The organism is Nocardioides exalbidus, assembly GCF_900105585.1.
Lineage (GTDB): Bacteria > Actinomycetota > Actinomycetes > Propionibacteriales > Nocardioidaceae > Nocardioides > Nocardioides exalbidus.
Genome location: NZ_FNRT01000002.1, coordinates 1,312,436 through 1,327,546 on the forward strand (window position 1 = coordinate 1,312,436; position 15,111 = coordinate 1,327,546).

General features: G+C 72.0%; 17 protein-coding genes and 1 tRNA gene. 7 read left to right on the forward strand and 11 right to left on the reverse strand.

The features are described 5' to 3' along the window. The first annotated feature begins 50 nt into the window (after positions 1–50). Positions 51–140, forward strand: a tRNA-Ser gene (locus BLV76_RS06590). 38 nt (positions 141–178) lie between these two features. Here BLV76_RS06590 and BLV76_RS06595 read toward each other — a convergent pair. The 5 genes from BLV76_RS06595 to BLV76_RS06615 form a co-directional block, all read right to left on the reverse strand. Beyond that, on the reverse strand, positions 179–1,189 hold the full coding sequence (locus BLV76_RS06595) for an NADP-dependent oxidoreductase (protein ID WP_090968415.1): 1,011 nt from the start codon (positions 1,187–1,189) through the stop codon (positions 179–181). After that, the gene (locus BLV76_RS06600) at positions 1,186–1,791 is read right to left on the reverse strand and encodes a TetR/AcrR family transcriptional regulator (RefSeq protein ID WP_090968416.1); all 606 of its coding nucleotides are present in this window, start codon (positions 1,789–1,791) and stop codon (positions 1,186–1,188) included. The genes BLV76_RS06595 and BLV76_RS06600 overlap by 4 nt, the downstream gene beginning before the upstream one ends. Further along, on the reverse strand, positions 1,791–2,513 hold the full coding sequence (locus BLV76_RS06605) for an SDR family oxidoreductase (protein ID WP_342711435.1): 723 nt from the start codon (positions 2,511–2,513) through the stop codon (positions 1,791–1,793). The genes BLV76_RS06600 and BLV76_RS06605 overlap by 1 nt, the downstream gene beginning before the upstream one ends. A gap of 84 nt (positions 2,514–2,597) precedes the next feature. After that, positions 2,598–3,743, reverse strand: a complete 1,146-nt coding sequence (locus BLV76_RS06610) for a S1C family serine protease (RefSeq protein ID WP_090968418.1) — start codon at positions 3,741–3,743, stop codon at positions 2,598–2,600. A 109-nt stretch (positions 3,744–3,852) separates the two neighbouring features. After that, on the reverse strand, positions 3,853–4,254 hold the full coding sequence (locus BLV76_RS06615) for a VOC family protein (RefSeq protein WP_090968419.1): 402 nt from the start codon (positions 4,252–4,254) through the stop codon (positions 3,853–3,855). A 92-nt stretch (positions 4,255–4,346) separates the two neighbouring features. On the opposite strand from BLV76_RS06615, the gene BLV76_RS06620 reads away from it, so the two are divergent. Further along, positions 4,347–4,808 (forward strand): MarR family winged helix-turn-helix transcriptional regulator, encoded by a 462-nt coding sequence (locus tag BLV76_RS06620; RefSeq protein ID WP_090968420.1) that lies wholly within the window; start codon positions 4,347–4,349, stop codon positions 4,806–4,808. Here BLV76_RS06620 and BLV76_RS06625 read toward each other — a convergent pair. Further along, complete coding sequence (locus tag BLV76_RS06625; protein WP_090968421.1) at positions 4,805–5,182, reverse strand: MerR family transcriptional regulator; 378 nt, start codon at positions 5,180–5,182, stop codon at positions 4,805–4,807. The two genes, BLV76_RS06620 and BLV76_RS06625, sit on opposite strands and share 4 nt — an antisense overlap. 73 nt (positions 5,183–5,255) lie before the next feature. On the opposite strand from BLV76_RS06625, the gene BLV76_RS06630 reads away from it, so the two are divergent. Next, a complete protein-coding gene (locus tag BLV76_RS06630) occupies positions 5,256–6,341 on the forward strand; it encodes an alkene reductase (RefSeq protein WP_090968422.1) in 1,086 nt (361 codons plus the stop codon). A 21-nt stretch (positions 6,342–6,362) separates the two neighbouring features. On the opposite strand, the gene BLV76_RS06635 is transcribed toward BLV76_RS06630, so the two are convergent. Next, positions 6,363–7,526, reverse strand: coding sequence for an enolase C-terminal domain-like protein (locus BLV76_RS06635; RefSeq protein WP_090968423.1), 1,164 nt, complete (start codon positions 7,524–7,526; stop codon positions 6,363–6,365). Between the two features lie 87 nt (positions 7,527–7,613). Between BLV76_RS06635 and BLV76_RS06640 the strand changes: the two genes are divergently transcribed. Further along, on the forward strand, positions 7,614–8,267 hold the full coding sequence (locus BLV76_RS06640) for a GntR family transcriptional regulator (protein ID WP_090968424.1): 654 nt from the start codon (positions 7,614–7,616) through the stop codon (positions 8,265–8,267). Positions 8,268–8,285: 18 nt separating this feature from the next. Here the strand turns inward: BLV76_RS06640 and BLV76_RS06645 are convergent, their stop codons facing one another. Further along, a complete protein-coding gene (locus BLV76_RS06645) occupies positions 8,286–8,753 on the reverse strand; it encodes an aminoacyl-tRNA deacylase (protein WP_090968425.1) in 468 nt (155 codons plus the stop codon). A 112-nt stretch (positions 8,754–8,865) separates the two neighbouring features. On the opposite strand from BLV76_RS06645, the gene BLV76_RS22450 reads away from it, so the two are divergent. Both BLV76_RS22450 and BLV76_RS06655 read left to right on the forward strand, forming a co-directional pair. Further along, the gene (locus tag BLV76_RS22450) at positions 8,866–9,549 is read left to right on the forward strand and encodes a TetR/AcrR family transcriptional regulator (RefSeq protein ID WP_217630283.1); all 684 of its coding nucleotides are present in this window, start codon (positions 8,866–8,868) and stop codon (positions 9,547–9,549) included. Then, positions 9,542–12,022 (forward strand): MMPL family transporter, encoded by a 2,481-nt coding sequence (locus BLV76_RS06655; RefSeq protein WP_090968427.1) that lies wholly within the window; start codon positions 9,542–9,544, stop codon positions 12,020–12,022. Before BLV76_RS22450 ends, BLV76_RS06655 begins: the two co-directional genes overlap by 8 nt. Here the strand turns inward: BLV76_RS06655 and BLV76_RS06660 are convergent. Then, positions 12,019–12,384, reverse strand: coding sequence for a metallopeptidase family protein (locus BLV76_RS06660; protein ID WP_090968428.1), 366 nt, complete (start codon positions 12,382–12,384; stop codon positions 12,019–12,021). The genes BLV76_RS06655 and BLV76_RS06660 overlap by 4 nt on opposite strands. A gap of 83 nt (positions 12,385–12,467) precedes the next feature. Between BLV76_RS06660 and BLV76_RS06665 the strand changes: the two genes are divergently transcribed. Next, positions 12,468–13,238 (forward strand): HAD-IIA family hydrolase, encoded by a 771-nt coding sequence (locus tag BLV76_RS06665; protein ID WP_090972414.1) that lies wholly within the window; start codon positions 12,468–12,470, stop codon positions 13,236–13,238. Between the two features lie 3 nt (positions 13,239–13,241). Here BLV76_RS06665 and BLV76_RS06670 read toward each other — a convergent pair whose 3' ends face one another. Together BLV76_RS06670 and BLV76_RS06675 are read right to left on the reverse strand one after the other, a co-directional pair. After that, the gene (locus BLV76_RS06670; RefSeq protein WP_175539596.1) at positions 13,242–14,729 is read right to left on the reverse strand and encodes a fused MFS/spermidine synthase; all 1,488 of its coding nucleotides are present in this window, start codon (positions 14,727–14,729) and stop codon (positions 13,242–13,244) included. A gap of 98 nt (positions 14,730–14,827) precedes the next feature. Continuing rightward, a complete protein-coding gene (locus tag BLV76_RS06675) occupies positions 14,828–15,094 on the reverse strand; it encodes a GlsB/YeaQ/YmgE family stress response membrane protein (protein WP_245734572.1) in 267 nt (88 codons plus the stop codon). Between the last annotated feature and the right edge of the window lie 17 nt (positions 15,095–15,111).

The following is a 15,111-nucleotide window of genomic DNA, read 5'->3' on the forward strand; positions in this document are numbered from 1 at the left end:
GGATGCCGCCAGTTTTCGGCTGGCCCACCTCCTCCGGTAACGTTCGGCGCGGTGACGTGTCCGAGCGGCCTAAGGAGAACGCCTCGAAAGCGTTTGTGGGCGCAAGTCCACCGAGGGTTCAAATCCCTCCGTCACCGCCAGCCGATCGGGCCGGTCCCTCACGGGGCCGGCCCGATCGTCATGTCCCGGGGTCTTGTCGGCGCGTGATCACGACCTTGCCGCGGGCACGACCCTGCTCGACGTGCTCGACGGCATCCACGGTGTCCTCGAACGCGAAGGTGCGGTCGAGCACCGGACGAAGGACGCCAGCGTCGTAGAGACGGCCGAGCTCGGCCAGCCTGGCACCGTCGGCGCGCATGAACCAGAACGCGTAGCGCACGCGGTGTCGCCGTGCCTGCCTGCGGACGCCCCTGCTCAGCAGGGCCATCACGGGTGCGAGGAGCGGCCTGCCGGCCGACCGCGCGAAAGCAGGATCCGGAGGACCGACCACACTGACCGCGATGCCACCCGGACGCATGACGGTCATCGAGCGCAGGAGCGTCTCGCCACCGACGGAGTCCACGACGACGTCATAGCCGGCCAGGACGTCGGCGAAGTCGGTGGCCGCGGTGTAGTCGACGACCTCGTCCGCGCCGAGCTCCCGCGCCTTGACCACGTCGCGCGTGGACACGGTGGTCGCCACGTGGGCGCCCAGGTGCTTGGCGACCTGGATGACGGTGGATCCCAACCCGCCGGCGCCACCGTGGACGAGGACCCGCTGGCCGGGCTGCACGTCGGCCACCTCGACGAGCACCTGCCATGCTGCCAGGGCGACGAGCGGAACGGCTCCGGCCTCGGCCATCGTCAACGAGGACGGCTTGGGAGCGAGGTCGGCGGCGTCGACCGCGATGCGCTCGGCGAACGTGCCGATCCTCCCGTCCCGGACACGCGCGATCACCTCGTCGCCCACCGAGAACGCCGAGACGCCGGCACCCACCGCGACGACCACGCCTGCGAGATCGTGGCCGAGCGCGAACGGCGGCCTGTAGGACAGGACCTGCTTGAGATCACCACGACGCAGCATCGAGTCGAGCGGGTTCACGCTCGCTGCCCGGACGTCGACGACCACGTCGCCGGGCCCGGCGCTGGGCTCGGGCAGCTCGTCGGGGACCACCGGGCCCCCGTAGCGGCGGACGACGAAGGCCTTCACGATCGACCCCCGCCCGTGCCCGGACCGATCAACGCCCGCGCGTTGGCGGCGCCGGCCTCGAGGATCTGCTGCGACTGGGCCGGGTCCGCCACCGCGCGCGCGAGCTGGAGCGTGGCGACCAGCACCGTGTACAGCCCGACGGCCCGGGTCCGCGCCAGGTCAGGCTCGAGCCCCAGGTCTCCGGACAGCCGCGCGGCGACGGTCGCGAGGAACCGCTGGAGGCCGTCGTCGTAGGCCTCCCGCACGCCGTCGTCGCACCGTCCGATCTCGTCGAGCAGCGCCGCCGACGGGCAACCGCCCGCGAGGTCGTCGCGGTGCTCGGGCGAGAGGTACGCACCGATGTAGGCGTCCAGGCCCGCCGGCCCCGGCGGCAGCGACTCGACCATGGCCACGTAGGTGTCCATCTGCTGGGCGACGACCGCCGCGACGAGGTCGCTCTTGGTGTCGAAGTGCGAGTAGAACGCGCCGTTGGTCAGGCCGGCGTCGCTCATCAGGACGGCGACGCCCGACCCGTCGATCCCGTCACTCTTCATCCGGCGCCCGGCAGCCTCGAGGATGCGCCGACGTGTCTGGAGCTTGTGCTCGCTCGGATAGCGCGGCATCAGCGCCGGACCTGGGGGTAGAGCACCTCGATCGGCTGGGCCAGTCCCTGCTTCACGTCGCGGCTCACCTGGTCGGCCAGGACCTCGTGCTCGCCGGCCTCGACCCCGTCGTAGGCAGCGCGGACCACGTCGGCCGGATCGTTCTTGGGCGCTTCGACCCCCGCCGCCATGGGCGTGTCCGTGTAGCCGAGGTGGAGCGACGCCACGCGGACGCCGCGAGGGGCGAGGGCGAGGCGCTGGGTGTTCGTGGCGGACCACAGCGCGGCCTTCGACGCGCTGTAGCCGTCGCCGATCCCGATCCAGCTCAGCACCGACAGCACGTTCAGCACCACTCCTCCCGACCGTTCGAGGGACGGCAGGAACGCGTTCGTGACCTCGAGAGCACCCCAGAAGTTGACCTCGAAGAGCTCACGCACGGCGCTCAGGTCGCCCAGCACGCTCGACCCGTTCAACCCGCCGGCGTTGTTGACCAGGACGGTGACGTCGGTCGCGCGGCCGGCTACCCGGCGGACCGACTCGTGGTCGGTCACGTCCAGCTCGAGGGGCACGATCCGTGCGTCCTCCCACCCGCGCGGCCTCCGCGCAGCGGCGTACACCTTGCTGGCTCCCCGCTCGAGCGCCTGCGCGACGAAGTGGGTGCCCAGGCCGCCGTTGGCGCCTGTGACGAGCACGACGGCTCCCTCGAGCCCTGACCCGGAACGATCTTGCATCTCTGATGACATGATGATCGTAATGCAAAGAGTGCTCCGGTTATTCCTGCCTCGCGCTGCACCGGGATCGAGCCGGACGGCCTGTGCATCCGACGCCTACTGCACCGCCCCCTCGGCCAGGGTCGCCGTACCCGACTGCGAGGCGCCCGAGGCGTCGGTCCACGTGACCGTGACCCGGTCGCCGGCGTCGTGGGAGCCGATGAGGTCGCTGAGCTCCTCGGCGGTGGAGACCGTCGTGCCGTCGACGGAGGTGATCACGTCGCCGGCCTCCAGCCCCAGCGAGGCAGCCGGGCTGTCGGTGACGACGCTCGCGACCGTCGGCCCGGAGGTGGTGTCGGCGGTGGAGATGCCGAGCATCCCGCCCTGGCCGATGACGACGCTGCCGCCCTCGTCACCGGCGAGGATCCGGTCGGCGATCCGGAGGACGCGCGCGATCGGGATGACGTAGCCGGTGATGTCGGAGGTGCCGCTGGAGGCGGCGACGTTCATGCCGACGACGTCGCCGTCCGCGTCGAGGAGCGCACCGCCGGAGTCGCCGCCGATGATGTCGGCGTCGATCTCGATCAGCCTCGCCAGCTCGGTCGAACCGCCGGTCTGCTCGTCCTGCACGTCGATCGTCTCGCGCAGTGCCGTCACGGTGCCGGCGGCCGCCGTGAGGTCACTGCCGTCGCCGCCCGCGTCGCCCACTGCGGTGACGGCGTCACCCACCGCGACGTCGGTGTCCGTGGTGACGGGCGTGAGCGCCGGAGCGTCGTCGAGCTGGAGCACGGCGATGTCGCGGACGGAGTCGGTGCCGACGACGGTGGCGTCGTAGGTCTCGCCGGTCGTCGCGACCGTGACCTCGACGCTGGTCGCGCCCTCGACCACGTGGTGGTTGGTGACGATCGTGTCGCTGTCGACCACGATTCCGCTGCCCGCGGCCTCGCCCTGCTCGTAGCCCAGGATCGAGGACACCAGCACCAGCCCGGCGGACTGCTCGGCGGTCGCGGTGGTCACGTCGAGCCCGGCGGTCGTGGTCGCGGTGGTCGAGCCCGGCAGCTCGCTGCCGTAGTACCCGCGGCCGTACGGGTACCCGCCCTGAGTGGCGTACGGCGACCACGAGCTGTCGGCCTGTACGGCGTCCGGGTGCCGTGGTGCGGCAGCCGCTGCGGGCATCGCCACGGCGGTGACGGCGAGGAGCGAGGCAGCGGCGGTCGCCGCGGCACGCGTGCGCCAGGTGCGGGAAGTGGTGGACGTGCTCATCACGGCTCCTCGGATCGGTCGGGTCTCAGGTCGGTGTGGACCCGAGCCTCGTGAACCGGCTTGTGCGACTGCTGTGAAGCAGCCAGCGGCCCGCCATGAGGTCGTGAGGTCAGCGAGCGCCGAACTTCGCTCGCGCCTCCGGGGTGACTGGCGTGAAGAGGTTGACGACGTTGCCGTCAGGGTCGGCGAGGAGCAGCGACCGGTTTCCCCACGGGAGGGTCGTCGGCTCCATGACCAGGCCGCCGGCAAGCTCGGCGACGCGGTCGCGCTCGGCGTCCACGTCGTCGACCAGCAGCTCGAGCATCACCGTGCGGTTGGCCGCCGGCTCGATCGAGGACGCGGCGAAGGCATCGGTGAGGCCCCGGCTGCTGATGGCGATCGTCGCGCCCGGAAGCACGATCTCGGCGAACTGGTCGTTGGCCCACGCGGCCGGGATCCCGGTGAGCGACTCGTAGAACGGCACGAGCTGGGCGACGTCGCGCGCCGGGAGCCGGACAGATGCGAACTTCATGACTACCTCCGTGAGTTATCAGTCAACTTATATCTCACGTTATCAGTTGCCTGATATATTGCAAGCGCTGGCTGGCGGCGAGAGGAAGATCGATGACCGACGTGTCCGACTTCGGGCAACGGATCCCGTACCTGCTGCGTCGGGTCGGCGGGGCCCTCTCGCAGCGGCTCGACGCTGACCTCAAGCCCTACGGGTTGACCCAGGCGCAGCTGTCCGCCCTCGCCCTGCTCGGACAGGTGCGTCCCCGATCACTGTCGGGCGCCGAGCTGAGCCAGCGCTCGGGGCTCACCCCGCAGTCGATGCACACCGCCGTCGCCGGCCTGGTCGAGCGCGACCTCGTGGAGCGCAGCCCGCACCCGACCCATGGCCGGATCATCGAGAGCCGGCTCACCGCCGCCGGCGCCGCCCTGCTGCTCGACGTGCAGACCGCGACCTACGAGGCGGAGGGACGGTACGTCGGCGGGCTCGACGCCGACCAGCAGGAGCAGCTGCGCGGCCTGCTGCGCGCGATGATGGTCGACCTCGGCCTCCACCTGCCGGAGCAACGGGCCTAGCCGGCGGCCGACGCCGGAAGTGAGTCCCGGTGCGCGCGGTTGAGGTCGACGAGCGTGTCGAGGGCCTCGCGGGTGCGGATCAGCTCCTCGATGTGGGCGTCGATCCGGTCGCGCTCGACGAGCAGCCGGTCGAAGGCGGCGTCGGAGTTCTCCTGGCTGGGCGCGGTGGCGCAGGGCATCAGCTCGAGGATGGTGCGGCTGGAGAGCCCGGCGGCATACATCCGCTGCAGGAACACGACGTGGTCGACGTCGCCCTCGACGTAGTGCCGCTGCCCCGACGCGCTGCGCTCCGAGACGAGCAGCCCCTGCTCCTCGTAGTAGCGCAGCGACCGCACGCTCACGCCCGCCCGCTCCGCGAGCTCCCCGATCCTCATCGCGAGGTCCTCATCCGTGATCTGCCTCTCAACACTTGCCTCTGACGTCAATGTCAGGGTTCAGGCTAGTCCCATGACCACTCCCTCACCACTCCACACGTCCTACGACCTCGCCGGCCTCACCCTGCCGAACCGCGTCGTGATGGCCCCGATGACCCGGGTCCGCGCCGCGGCCGACGGCCTCGCGACCCCGTCGATGGCGACCTACTACGCCCAGCGCGCCACTGCCGGTCTCATCGTCAGCGAGGGCGTCCAGCCCAGCCTCCAGGGCCAGTCGAACCCCGGCACGCCCGGCCTCCACACCGACGAGCAGGTCGCGTCGTGGCGACCGGTGACCGACGCCGTCCACGCCAACGGCGGGCGGATCTTCGCGCAGCTGATGCACGGCGGCCGCGTCTCGCACCCCGACACCACCGGCCTCCACCCGGTCGGCCCGTCGGCGATCCCCGCGACCGGCCAGGTCTTCACCCCGACCGGCATGGCGGACGCCCCGGTCCCGCGCGAGCTCGCCACCGACGAGGTTCCCGCGGAGGCGTCGTCGTACGCCGACGCGGCCACCCGCGCGGTCGACGCAGGCTTCGACGGCGTCGAGCTGCACGGCGCCAACGGCTACCTCATCACCCAGTTCCTCGCCTCCGGCTCGAACCGGCGCACGGACAGGTACGGCGGGTCGGTGGCGAACCGGATCCGCTTCGCCGTCGAGGCCGTCTCGGGCGTCGTCGACGCGGTCGGCGGGCGGCGCACGGGCATCCGGCTCTCCCCCGGCTCCGGCATCTGGGGCGCCGAGGAGACCGACGCCCGCGAGACATACCTCGCGCTCCTCGCCGAGCTCGCGCCGCTGGACCTGGCCTACGTCCACCTCGAGGCGACCACCGACGAGGACGTCCTCGTCGACCTCCGCCGCGCGTGGCCCGGCACGCTGGTCGTGAACCCGGTCCACCCCGGCTCGCCGAAGCAGGCCGACCGCGAGGCCGCCGACCACTGGCTCGGCCTCGGTGCCGACCTCGTCTCGTTCGGTCGTGCGTTCATCAGCAACCCCGACCTCGTCGAGCGGCTCCGCGTCAACGCGCCGATCGCCCCCTTCGACCAGGCGACCTGGTACGCCGGTGGCGACCGCGGCTACGTCGACTACCCGACGCACCTGCCCGAGACCGCCTGACCTCCGCCGGCCGGCGGGACGTCATGCGTGCAGCGCGCGCAGCACCTCGATGAACGCGGCCTTGCCCTCGAAGCCGATGCCCGGGCGGTCGTCCAGCCGCACCCGGCCGCCCTCGACCACCGCGTCGTCGGCGAAGCCGCCGGTGGGCTGGAACTCGCCGGGGTAGGACTCGTTGCCACCGAGCTTGAGCGCGGCCGCGATGTGCAGGGAGAACTGGTGGCCGCCGTGCGGGATGCAGCGGCGCGACGACCAGCCGTGCTGGGCGAGCATGTCCTGGATCCTGCGGTACTCCACGAGCCCGTAGCCCAGCGCAGGGTCGACCTGGATCCAGTCGCGGTCGGGGCGGAGTCCGGCGTACCTCACCAGGTTGCGGGCGTCCTGGAGCGAGAAGAGGTTCTCCCCGGTGGCGATCGGGCCGCGGTAGTGCTCGGCCAGGGTGGCGTTGAGGTGGAAGTCGAGCGGGTCGCCGACCTCCTCGTACCAGAACAGGCCGTACTGCTCGATCTCGCGGGCGTAGAGCAGGGCGGCGTCGAGGTCGAAGCGACCGTTGACGTCGACGGCCAGCCGCGAGCCGTCGCCGCCGAGCACCTCGAGGACGGCCTCGATCCGACGGAGGTCGTCGACCAGGTCGTTGCCGATCTTCATCTTGACCACCTCGTAGCCCGCGTCGAGGAAGCCGCGCATCTCGGCCTGCAGGTCGGCGTGGGTCTTGCCGGGCGCGTAGTAGCCGCCGGCCGCGTAGACGAACACGGACTCGTCGCTCGTGCCGTCGCCGTAGTGCTCGGCGATCCAGCGGTGGAGCGGCACGCCGGCGACCTTGGCGGCCAGGTCGTGCAGCGCCATGTCCACGACGCCGACCGCGACGGACCGCTCGCCGTGGCCGCCGGGCTTCTCGTTGCGCATCATCACGTCCCACGCGGCGCTCGGCGACAGCCCGCCTGCCTCGTCGAGCAGGTCGTCGGCCGGCGCCGCCATCAGCCGCGGGAGGATCCGGCGCCGCAGGATCTCGCCCGCGGAGTAGCGGCCGTTGGAGTTGAAGCCGTAGCCGACGAGCGGCTTGCCGTCGACCACCACGTCACTCACCAGCGCGAGGACCGAGCAGTCCATCTGGCTGAAGTCGATGAAGGCGTTGCTCATCGACGAGCTGATCGGGATGGTGCCCTCGTGGGCGGAGACGATCCTCATGCGTTGCTCCCAAGTCTTATAAGATGTCAGATCTCGAGGGTGCCATGCCTACCGCGCTTTCGCCAATCGGTCTTATAAGATCGATGGGTGCCCGCCCACACGTTCACCAGCAAGGCCGACGTCGCCTACGCCGAGATCCGGCAGCGGATCCTCGACGGCCGGCTGGAGGCGGGGTCGCGGCTGCCGCAGTACGAGCTCGCCGACGACCTGGGCATCAGCATCACGCCGCTGCGGGAGGCCGTACGCCGACTCAGCGGGGAGGGCTGGATCATCCTCGACACGCACCGCAACTCGCGGGTCGCCGAGCTCGACCTCGGCCAGGCCCGGCAGCTGCTCGAGGCCCGCCGCGCGCTGGAGCCCGCCGCCGTCGCGCTGGCAGCCGAGCGCCGTACGGACGCGGACGTCGTACTCATGCAGGCGGCGCTCACGCGCCTCAAGCCCGTCACCCGGAAGTGGGGCGAGGCCGCGCTGACCGCGCACCGCGACGTGCACCGGGCGTTGTACGCCGCCTCCCACAACGAGGTCGTGACCCGGATGCTGGACGACCTCTGGGACAAGTCCGACCGCTACCGCCGCGTCGGCCTCCAGAAGCCGCCGGGCGGCGAGGACCGCACCCGCGACTTCGAGGAGCACCACGAGCTCGTCCGCCTCGTCGTCGCCGGTGACGGCCCGGCCGCCTCCGCGCTGATGACGTCGCACATCGACCACAGCCTGGCGGCCACCGCGCTGGCCGACTCCTGACCTCTCGCTGTCCAGCGGTCAGGCAGGGTCGGTCACGTCGGCGACCTGCGCGCCGAAGTGGCGTACGACGTCGTCGGCCGCGAGCGTCGCCGCGACCCCGTGCCCGCCGGCACCGAGGGAGATGGTCCGGCCGACGATGTGCTCGTCGGCGACGACCGGCAGGTCGCCCCGGGCACCGAAGGGCGTGATCGTGCCGCGTTCGTAGCCGGTGACCTCGCGCGCGGCGTCGGCGTCGGGCATCGAGATCCGGTTGACCCCGAGGAGGGCGCGGAGCTTCGGCCAGGAGATCTGGCGGTCGCCCGGCACCAGGACGAGGAGGTGGTCGCCCTCGCCGCGGCGCACGACCATCGTCTTCACGATCGCCGACGGGTCGACACCGCGGATGGCGGCCGCCTCGGCGAGCGACCCGACGCGTCCGTGGCGGGTGATCGTGTGTGCGATCCCGGACTCGGTCAGCGCGATCGTCGCGGGGGTCTCGTCGTCCACGGCTCGACCCTATGCCGCGATCCGTCATCCGGAACCGCACCGATCGAGCGAGGTCGGGATGACGGACCGGAAGCCGATCGGGGTCATTTGCACTGAGTGCAACACTGATGCCGTGACCGCCACCGACCCCGGGACCCAGCGCGACCAGCGCCACCGGGCCATCGTCGACGCCGCACGGGCCCTCGCGACCGAGCACGGCGCGCACGGCTTCACCGTCGACCGGGTCGCGGAGCTCGCCGGCGTCTCGCGGCGGACGGTCTTCAACCACTTCCCGGGTGTCGACCACCTCCTCGTCGCGGTCTGCGAGCAGGTGCTGGCCGAGGTGACGACCGAGCTGCTCCACGGCGTCGACCGGCGCACCGCCGACCTGCCCGCCGGGCCGGAGGGCCACCGCCTCGCCCTCGACGCGCTCGGCGAGGCGGCCCGCGACGTCGACCTCGCGAGCGCGATCGTCACGATCAGCCACGTGCTCGGCGGCGCCGGCCCGGAGGACGAGCGCGCCGCCGGCATCTCCCGCTCGGCCTTCGAGCACGTCGGCGGCCGCCTGCGCGAGCGCCTCCTCGAGCGCGCGCCGGGCCTGGACCCGCTCGACCTCGAGCTCACCCTCTGCCTGCTCACCAACGGCCTCGCCCTGATGGCGGGGCACTGGCTCCGTCAGCACCCCGCGATGGCGTACGACGTCCCGCCCGGCGCCCGCGCCGACTGGGACCTGCTGCTCGACCGACTGCTCCACCGCCTCCGCGTCGGCCACGCCGGCACCACCACGACCCCCGAAAGGCCGGCCCCGCATGGCTGAGCTCCTCTACCGCCTCGGTCGCTTCGCGGCCCGCCGCCACTGGACCGTCATCGGCGCCTGGCTGGCCCTGCTGGTGCTGACGGCGGTGACCTACGTGTCGTTCGCCGGCGCGCTGTCGTCGTCGATCACGCTGCCCGACACCCCGACGACGCGGGTCTCCCAGCAGCTCGAGGACGACTTCGAGGGCACCGGCGGCGGCAACGGCGCGCTGGTCGCCGAGACGACCGACGGCTCTGCCTTCACCGCGGAGCAGGAGTCGCAGCTGGGCGACCTCTTCGACGAGGTCGCGCAGTCCGACCAGGTCGCCGACGTCACCAACCCGTTCGACACCCAGCAGCAGCTCGACGAGTCCGCGAAGCAGGTGGCCGACGGCGAGCAGCAGCTGACCGACGGCCTCGCCCAGCTCGACGCGGCCCAGGCGCAGGTCGACGCAGGGCGCGAGGCCCTCGCGGAGCAGCGTCGGCAGGCCCGCGAGAGCGGCACCCTCGCGGCCGTCCGCGAGCAGCTCGCCGCGGCCCAGCAGCAGCTCGACGACGGCCAGGCCGAGATCGACCGCAACCGCGCGAAGATCGACGAGCAGGCACCGGAGCTCGAGCTCGGCAAGACGCTGTCCGACCTGTCGTCGCCCTACCGGTCCGTCTCCGAGGACGGCTCGGCCGCCGTCGCCAACGTGGTCTTCGAGGTCGCGACCAACGAGGTCAGCGCCGAGGCGAAGACCGCCATCGAGGACCTGGTCGCCGACGCCGGCATCGACGGCGTCCGCGTGCTGCCGTCGCAGGAGATCGCCCAGACCGTGCCGTCGATCCTCGGCCCGGGCGAGGTCGCCGGCGTCGTCATCGCCGCGATCGTGCTGGCCGTGATGCTCGGGACGCTGATCGGCGCGGCGCTCCCGCTGCTGACCGCACTCCTCGGGGTCGGCGTCGCGTCCCTGGGCTCGCTGTCGCTGTCGGGCGTCGTCGACTTCGTCTCGGTCACGCCGGTGCTCGGCGTGATGCTCGGCCTCGCGGTCGGCATCGACTACTCGCTCTTCATCATCAACCGCCACCGTCGCCAGCTGAAGCAGGGCGCCGACCTCCACGAGTCGATCGGGCTCGCCAACGGCACCTCCGGCAACGCGGTCGTCTTCGCCGGCATCACCGTCATCGTCGCGCTGCTCGCGCTCAACATCACCGGCATCGGCTTCCTCGGCCTGATGGGCACCGTCGGCGCGGTCGCCGTGCTCGTCGCGATCCTGATGGCCGTCACCCTCACCCCGGCGATCCTGTCGCTGGTCGGGATGCGGATCCTCCGCAAGCGGGAGCGGGCGACGCTCGCCGCCGGGCACCGCGCGGACGACGCGGCCGTCACCGACCGCGACCGGCCGATGAGCACCGCCCGCGCCTGGGGCGTGCTCGGCTTCGGCATCGCCGCCCTCCTGGTCGTCGCCGCGCCCGCGACGCAGATGCGCCTCGGCCTGCCCGACGGTGCGACCCAGCCCCCGGACTCGGCGGCCTACCAGGCCTACGAGGTGCAGGCCGAGAAGTTCGGCGACGGCTTCAACGGTCCGCTCCTGGTCGTCGCCGACCTCCCGGCGCCGATCGCCCAGGACGAGGTCCTCGCCGCGCAGGCGGCCGTCGGCAGCGCTATGGGCGACCTCGGCGACGTGGTGGCCGTCGTCCCCATCGGGGCGTCGAAGGACCGCGACGCCCTCGCGTTCCAGGTCATCCCCGAGCGGTGGCCCTCGAGCGAGTCGACCGAGGCGCTGGTGCACGACCTGCGCGACATGACCCCCGAGACCGACGGCGGTGTCGCGACCCTCGGCGTGGCGGGCAACGCCAGCGCCAACATCGACATCTCCGAGCAGCTCTCCGGCGTGCTCCCGCTCTACCTCGTGCTCGTCGTCGGGCTCTCGCTGCTCATCCTGGTCATCGTGTTCCGCTCGATCCTGGTGCCGCTGACCGCGACGCTCGGGTTCGTGCTCTCGCTGCTGGCGGCCTTCGGCGGCATCACCGCGATCTTCCAGATCGGCTTCCTCTCCGACCTCTTCGGCGTCCACGAGCCCGGCCCCGTGCTGAGCTTCCTGCCGATCATCGCCACCGGCATCCTGTTCGGGCTGGCGATGGACTACCAGCTCTTCCTGGTGTCGGGGATGCGCGAGTCCTACGCCCACGGCGCGCCCGCCCGCGTCGCCGTCCAGCACGGCCTGCGCGCCGGGCGGTCGGTCGTCACGGCCGCCGCGATCATCATGATCTCGGTCTTCGCGGGCTTCGTCTTCTCCCACGACTCGACCATCAAGCCGATCGGTTTCGGGCTCGCCTTCGGCGTCCTGCTCGATGCCTTCGTGGTGCGGATGCTGCTCATCCCGGCCGCGATGCACCTGCTCGGCGACAAGGCGTGGTGGCTCCCGGGGTGGCTCGACCGGATCCTGCCGGACGTCGACGTGGAGGGCGCGAAGCTCGAGCGGTCACACCCGGCGGCGTCCTCCGGCGACTAGTGCCAGCCGAGCTCGCGCAGCCGCTCGTCCGAGAGCCCGAACGCGTGCCCGACCTCGTGGCCGAGCACCTTCAGCACCCGCGCCGGTACGTCCTCCGCGTCGCGGCAGGTGGCCAGGATCGGCAGCCGGTAGAGGGTGATCGTGTCGGGCATCGAGCCGGGCGGGCGGCCGCCGTAGCGGGTGCGCGGGACGCCGCGGTAGAGACCGAGCAGCGTCCGCCCGGGGCCGACCATCTCGGCCGGCGGCCGGTCGTCGACGGTGATGACGATGTCCTCGACGAAGTGCTCGACCCACTCCGGCAGCTCGTCGATCGCGTCACGCACGAGGTCGTCGAACGCCTCCGCCGACACCAGCTCGTCCACGTTTCGAGCCTACGTCGGTCGACCTCGGCCAGACTGTCCCCGTGACCGACACCCCGCGCCCCGTGCTGACCTGGCTCACCGACATGGATGGCGTCCTCGTCCGCGAGGAGGACCCGATCCCCGGCGCCAAGGAGTTCATCGCCGCGCTGCGCGACCAGGACATCCCGTTCCTCGTCCTCACCAACAACTCGATCTTCACCCCGCGCGACCTGCGGGTGCGGCTGCTCCGCAGCAGCGGGATCGACGTGCCGGAGGACCGGATCTGGACCTCGGCGCTCGCGACCGCGCAGTTCCTCGACGACCAGCGCCCGGGCGGGTCGGCCTACGTCGTGGGCGAGTCCGGCCTCACTGCGGCAGTGCACGACATCGGCTACGTGATGACCGACCGGGACCCCGACTACGTCGTCCTCGGCGAGACCCGGACCTACTCGTTCGAGGCGATCACCCGGGCCATCCGCCTCGTCAACGACGGCGCCCGGTTCATCGCGACCAACCCCGACCCGAGCGGTCCGAGCGCGCAGGGCATGCTGCCCGCGACGGGCTCGGTGGCCGCGCTGATCAGCACCGCGACGGGTCGCCAGCCGTACTTCATCGGCAAGCCCAACCCGCTCATGATGCGCAGCGCGCTCAACCGGCTCGAGGCGCACTCCGAGACGACCGTGATGATCGGCGACCGGATGGACACCGACATCATCAGCGGCCTCGAGGCCGGCCTCCGCACGATCCTGGTCGCGACGGGCGCGACCGAGCGGCACCAGGTGGAGGGCTTTCCCTACCGCCCCACCCGCGTGGTCGACTCGATCGCCGACGTGGTCTCGCTGGTGCACGAGTTCTTCCGGCCCGAGGACGTCTGAGGGTCACTGGCGGTAGGGCGTCAGCAGCTGGTCGACCGGCGCGAAGTCGTCGGTGAGGAGCGGCGCGTCGCCGAACCACGCGGCCAGGTCGTCGCCGGCGAGCGAGCCCCAGTCGAGGTCCCGCTCCGCGGCTCGTGCCTCGACGGCAGCGAGGTCGACGGGCTGCTGCGAGGCCACGACCACGAGGTTCCCGCCACCCGTGCCGGCGAGCACCTCGGGCGCGGCCAACAGGGCGACCTCGTCGAACACCTCGGCCGTCGTGCGGACGTAGGCGCGCGCGAAGGCGAGGGGTGCGTTGTCGATGACGTTGGCGACGTAGACACCGTCCGCGCCGAGCGCGCGCTCGATCCCGGCCAGCACCTCCTCGGTCGCGAGGTGCCACGGCACGCTGATCCCGCCGAAGGCGTCCCCGACGACGAGGTCGCGGCTCGCGGGCTCGAGGTCGTCGAGGGCGAGGCGGCCGTCCTCGATGCGGACGTCGGTGCTCGCCGGGAAGTCGTCGCCCAGCAGCTCGCGGTCGACCTCCACCACGCCGCCGTCGATCTCGGAGACCAGGTTGGCCGACCCGGGCCGGGTCGCGGCGACGTACCTCGGCAGCGTCAGCCCGCCGGCGCCGAGGTAGTAGGCGTCCAGCGGATCGCCCTCGGGGAAGGCGGTGTCGACGACCGAGGCCATCGCCTGCACGTAGGAGAACTCGAGGAAGGTCGGGTCGTCGTCGACGTAGGAGTGGCGCAGTCCGTCGAGCACGAGGACCTGGCCGCTCGCGCGCAGCGGGTCGGCGTCGACGGCGAGGCAGTGGTACGTCGTCTCGGTGTCGCAGCCGCTCGGCGCGGCCGCCGCACCGAGGGCACCGAGCGCGACCACGGCAGCAGTCACGAGGTCACCGCGGCCACGGCGACCGGCGACCTGGACCAGCACCGACGTGACGAGCAGCGCGACGCCGAGCCCGACGAGGATCCCGCTCACCGGCACCCGCGAGATCAGCACGAACCCGGTCACGACTGTCCCGAAGATCGCGCCGACCGTGCCGATGCCCGACAGGTGGCCGACGACCGACCCGGTCTCGTCGAGCGACCGCAGCCGGAGCTTGATGACGACCGGGCTCACCGCCGACAGGAGCGCGCCCGGCACGAGGATCGACAACGTGGCGGCGATCAGGAGCAGGCCCGGGTTGTCGCTCGCCGCCGAGGCGCGGACGACGGAGGGCGTCACGGCGACGGCGGCGCCCGAGATCCCGAGAAGGGGTCCGAGGAGGTGGCGCGGCGGCAGCCGGTCGGCGGCCGACCCACCCGCCCAGGTGCCGGCCGCGATCGCTGTGAGCGCGAGCCCGATGACCATCGTGTTGGTCTCGAGCGTCAGGCCGTAGTGCGGCGCCAGCAGCCGCAGCGCGACCAGCTCGACGACCAGCACGGCGGCCGACGACCCGAAGACCAGTGCTGCCGCGGCCCACGCGCCGATGCCGTACGCCGTCTCCTGCCGCTCCTCGTTCACGCGCCGATCCTCGCAGCCCGGTCCACCGACGCCCGTGAAATCACCACCGGCCCCGCGCCGCCACCCGTGGGGGAGCGTCGGGGCCGGAGCGGCCAGCGTCAGACGTGGGTCTTGTTGCGACCCGTGAGCGACTCGGCGACACCGATCAGCAGGACGGCGGCGACGATCGCGACGATGGCCCCGAGGATGTTGAGCTCGAAGATGTCACCCGTGCCGAGCGCGCTGGCGACGACGCCACCGATCAGCGAACCGACGACGCCGAGGCCGAGGGTCGCGAGGATGCTGAGGTTCTGCTTGCCGGGCTTGATCAGCCGGGCCAGGGCTCCGACGACGAGCCCGAAGACGAGGAAACCGATGATGGCCATGATGAGTGCTCCTGTGG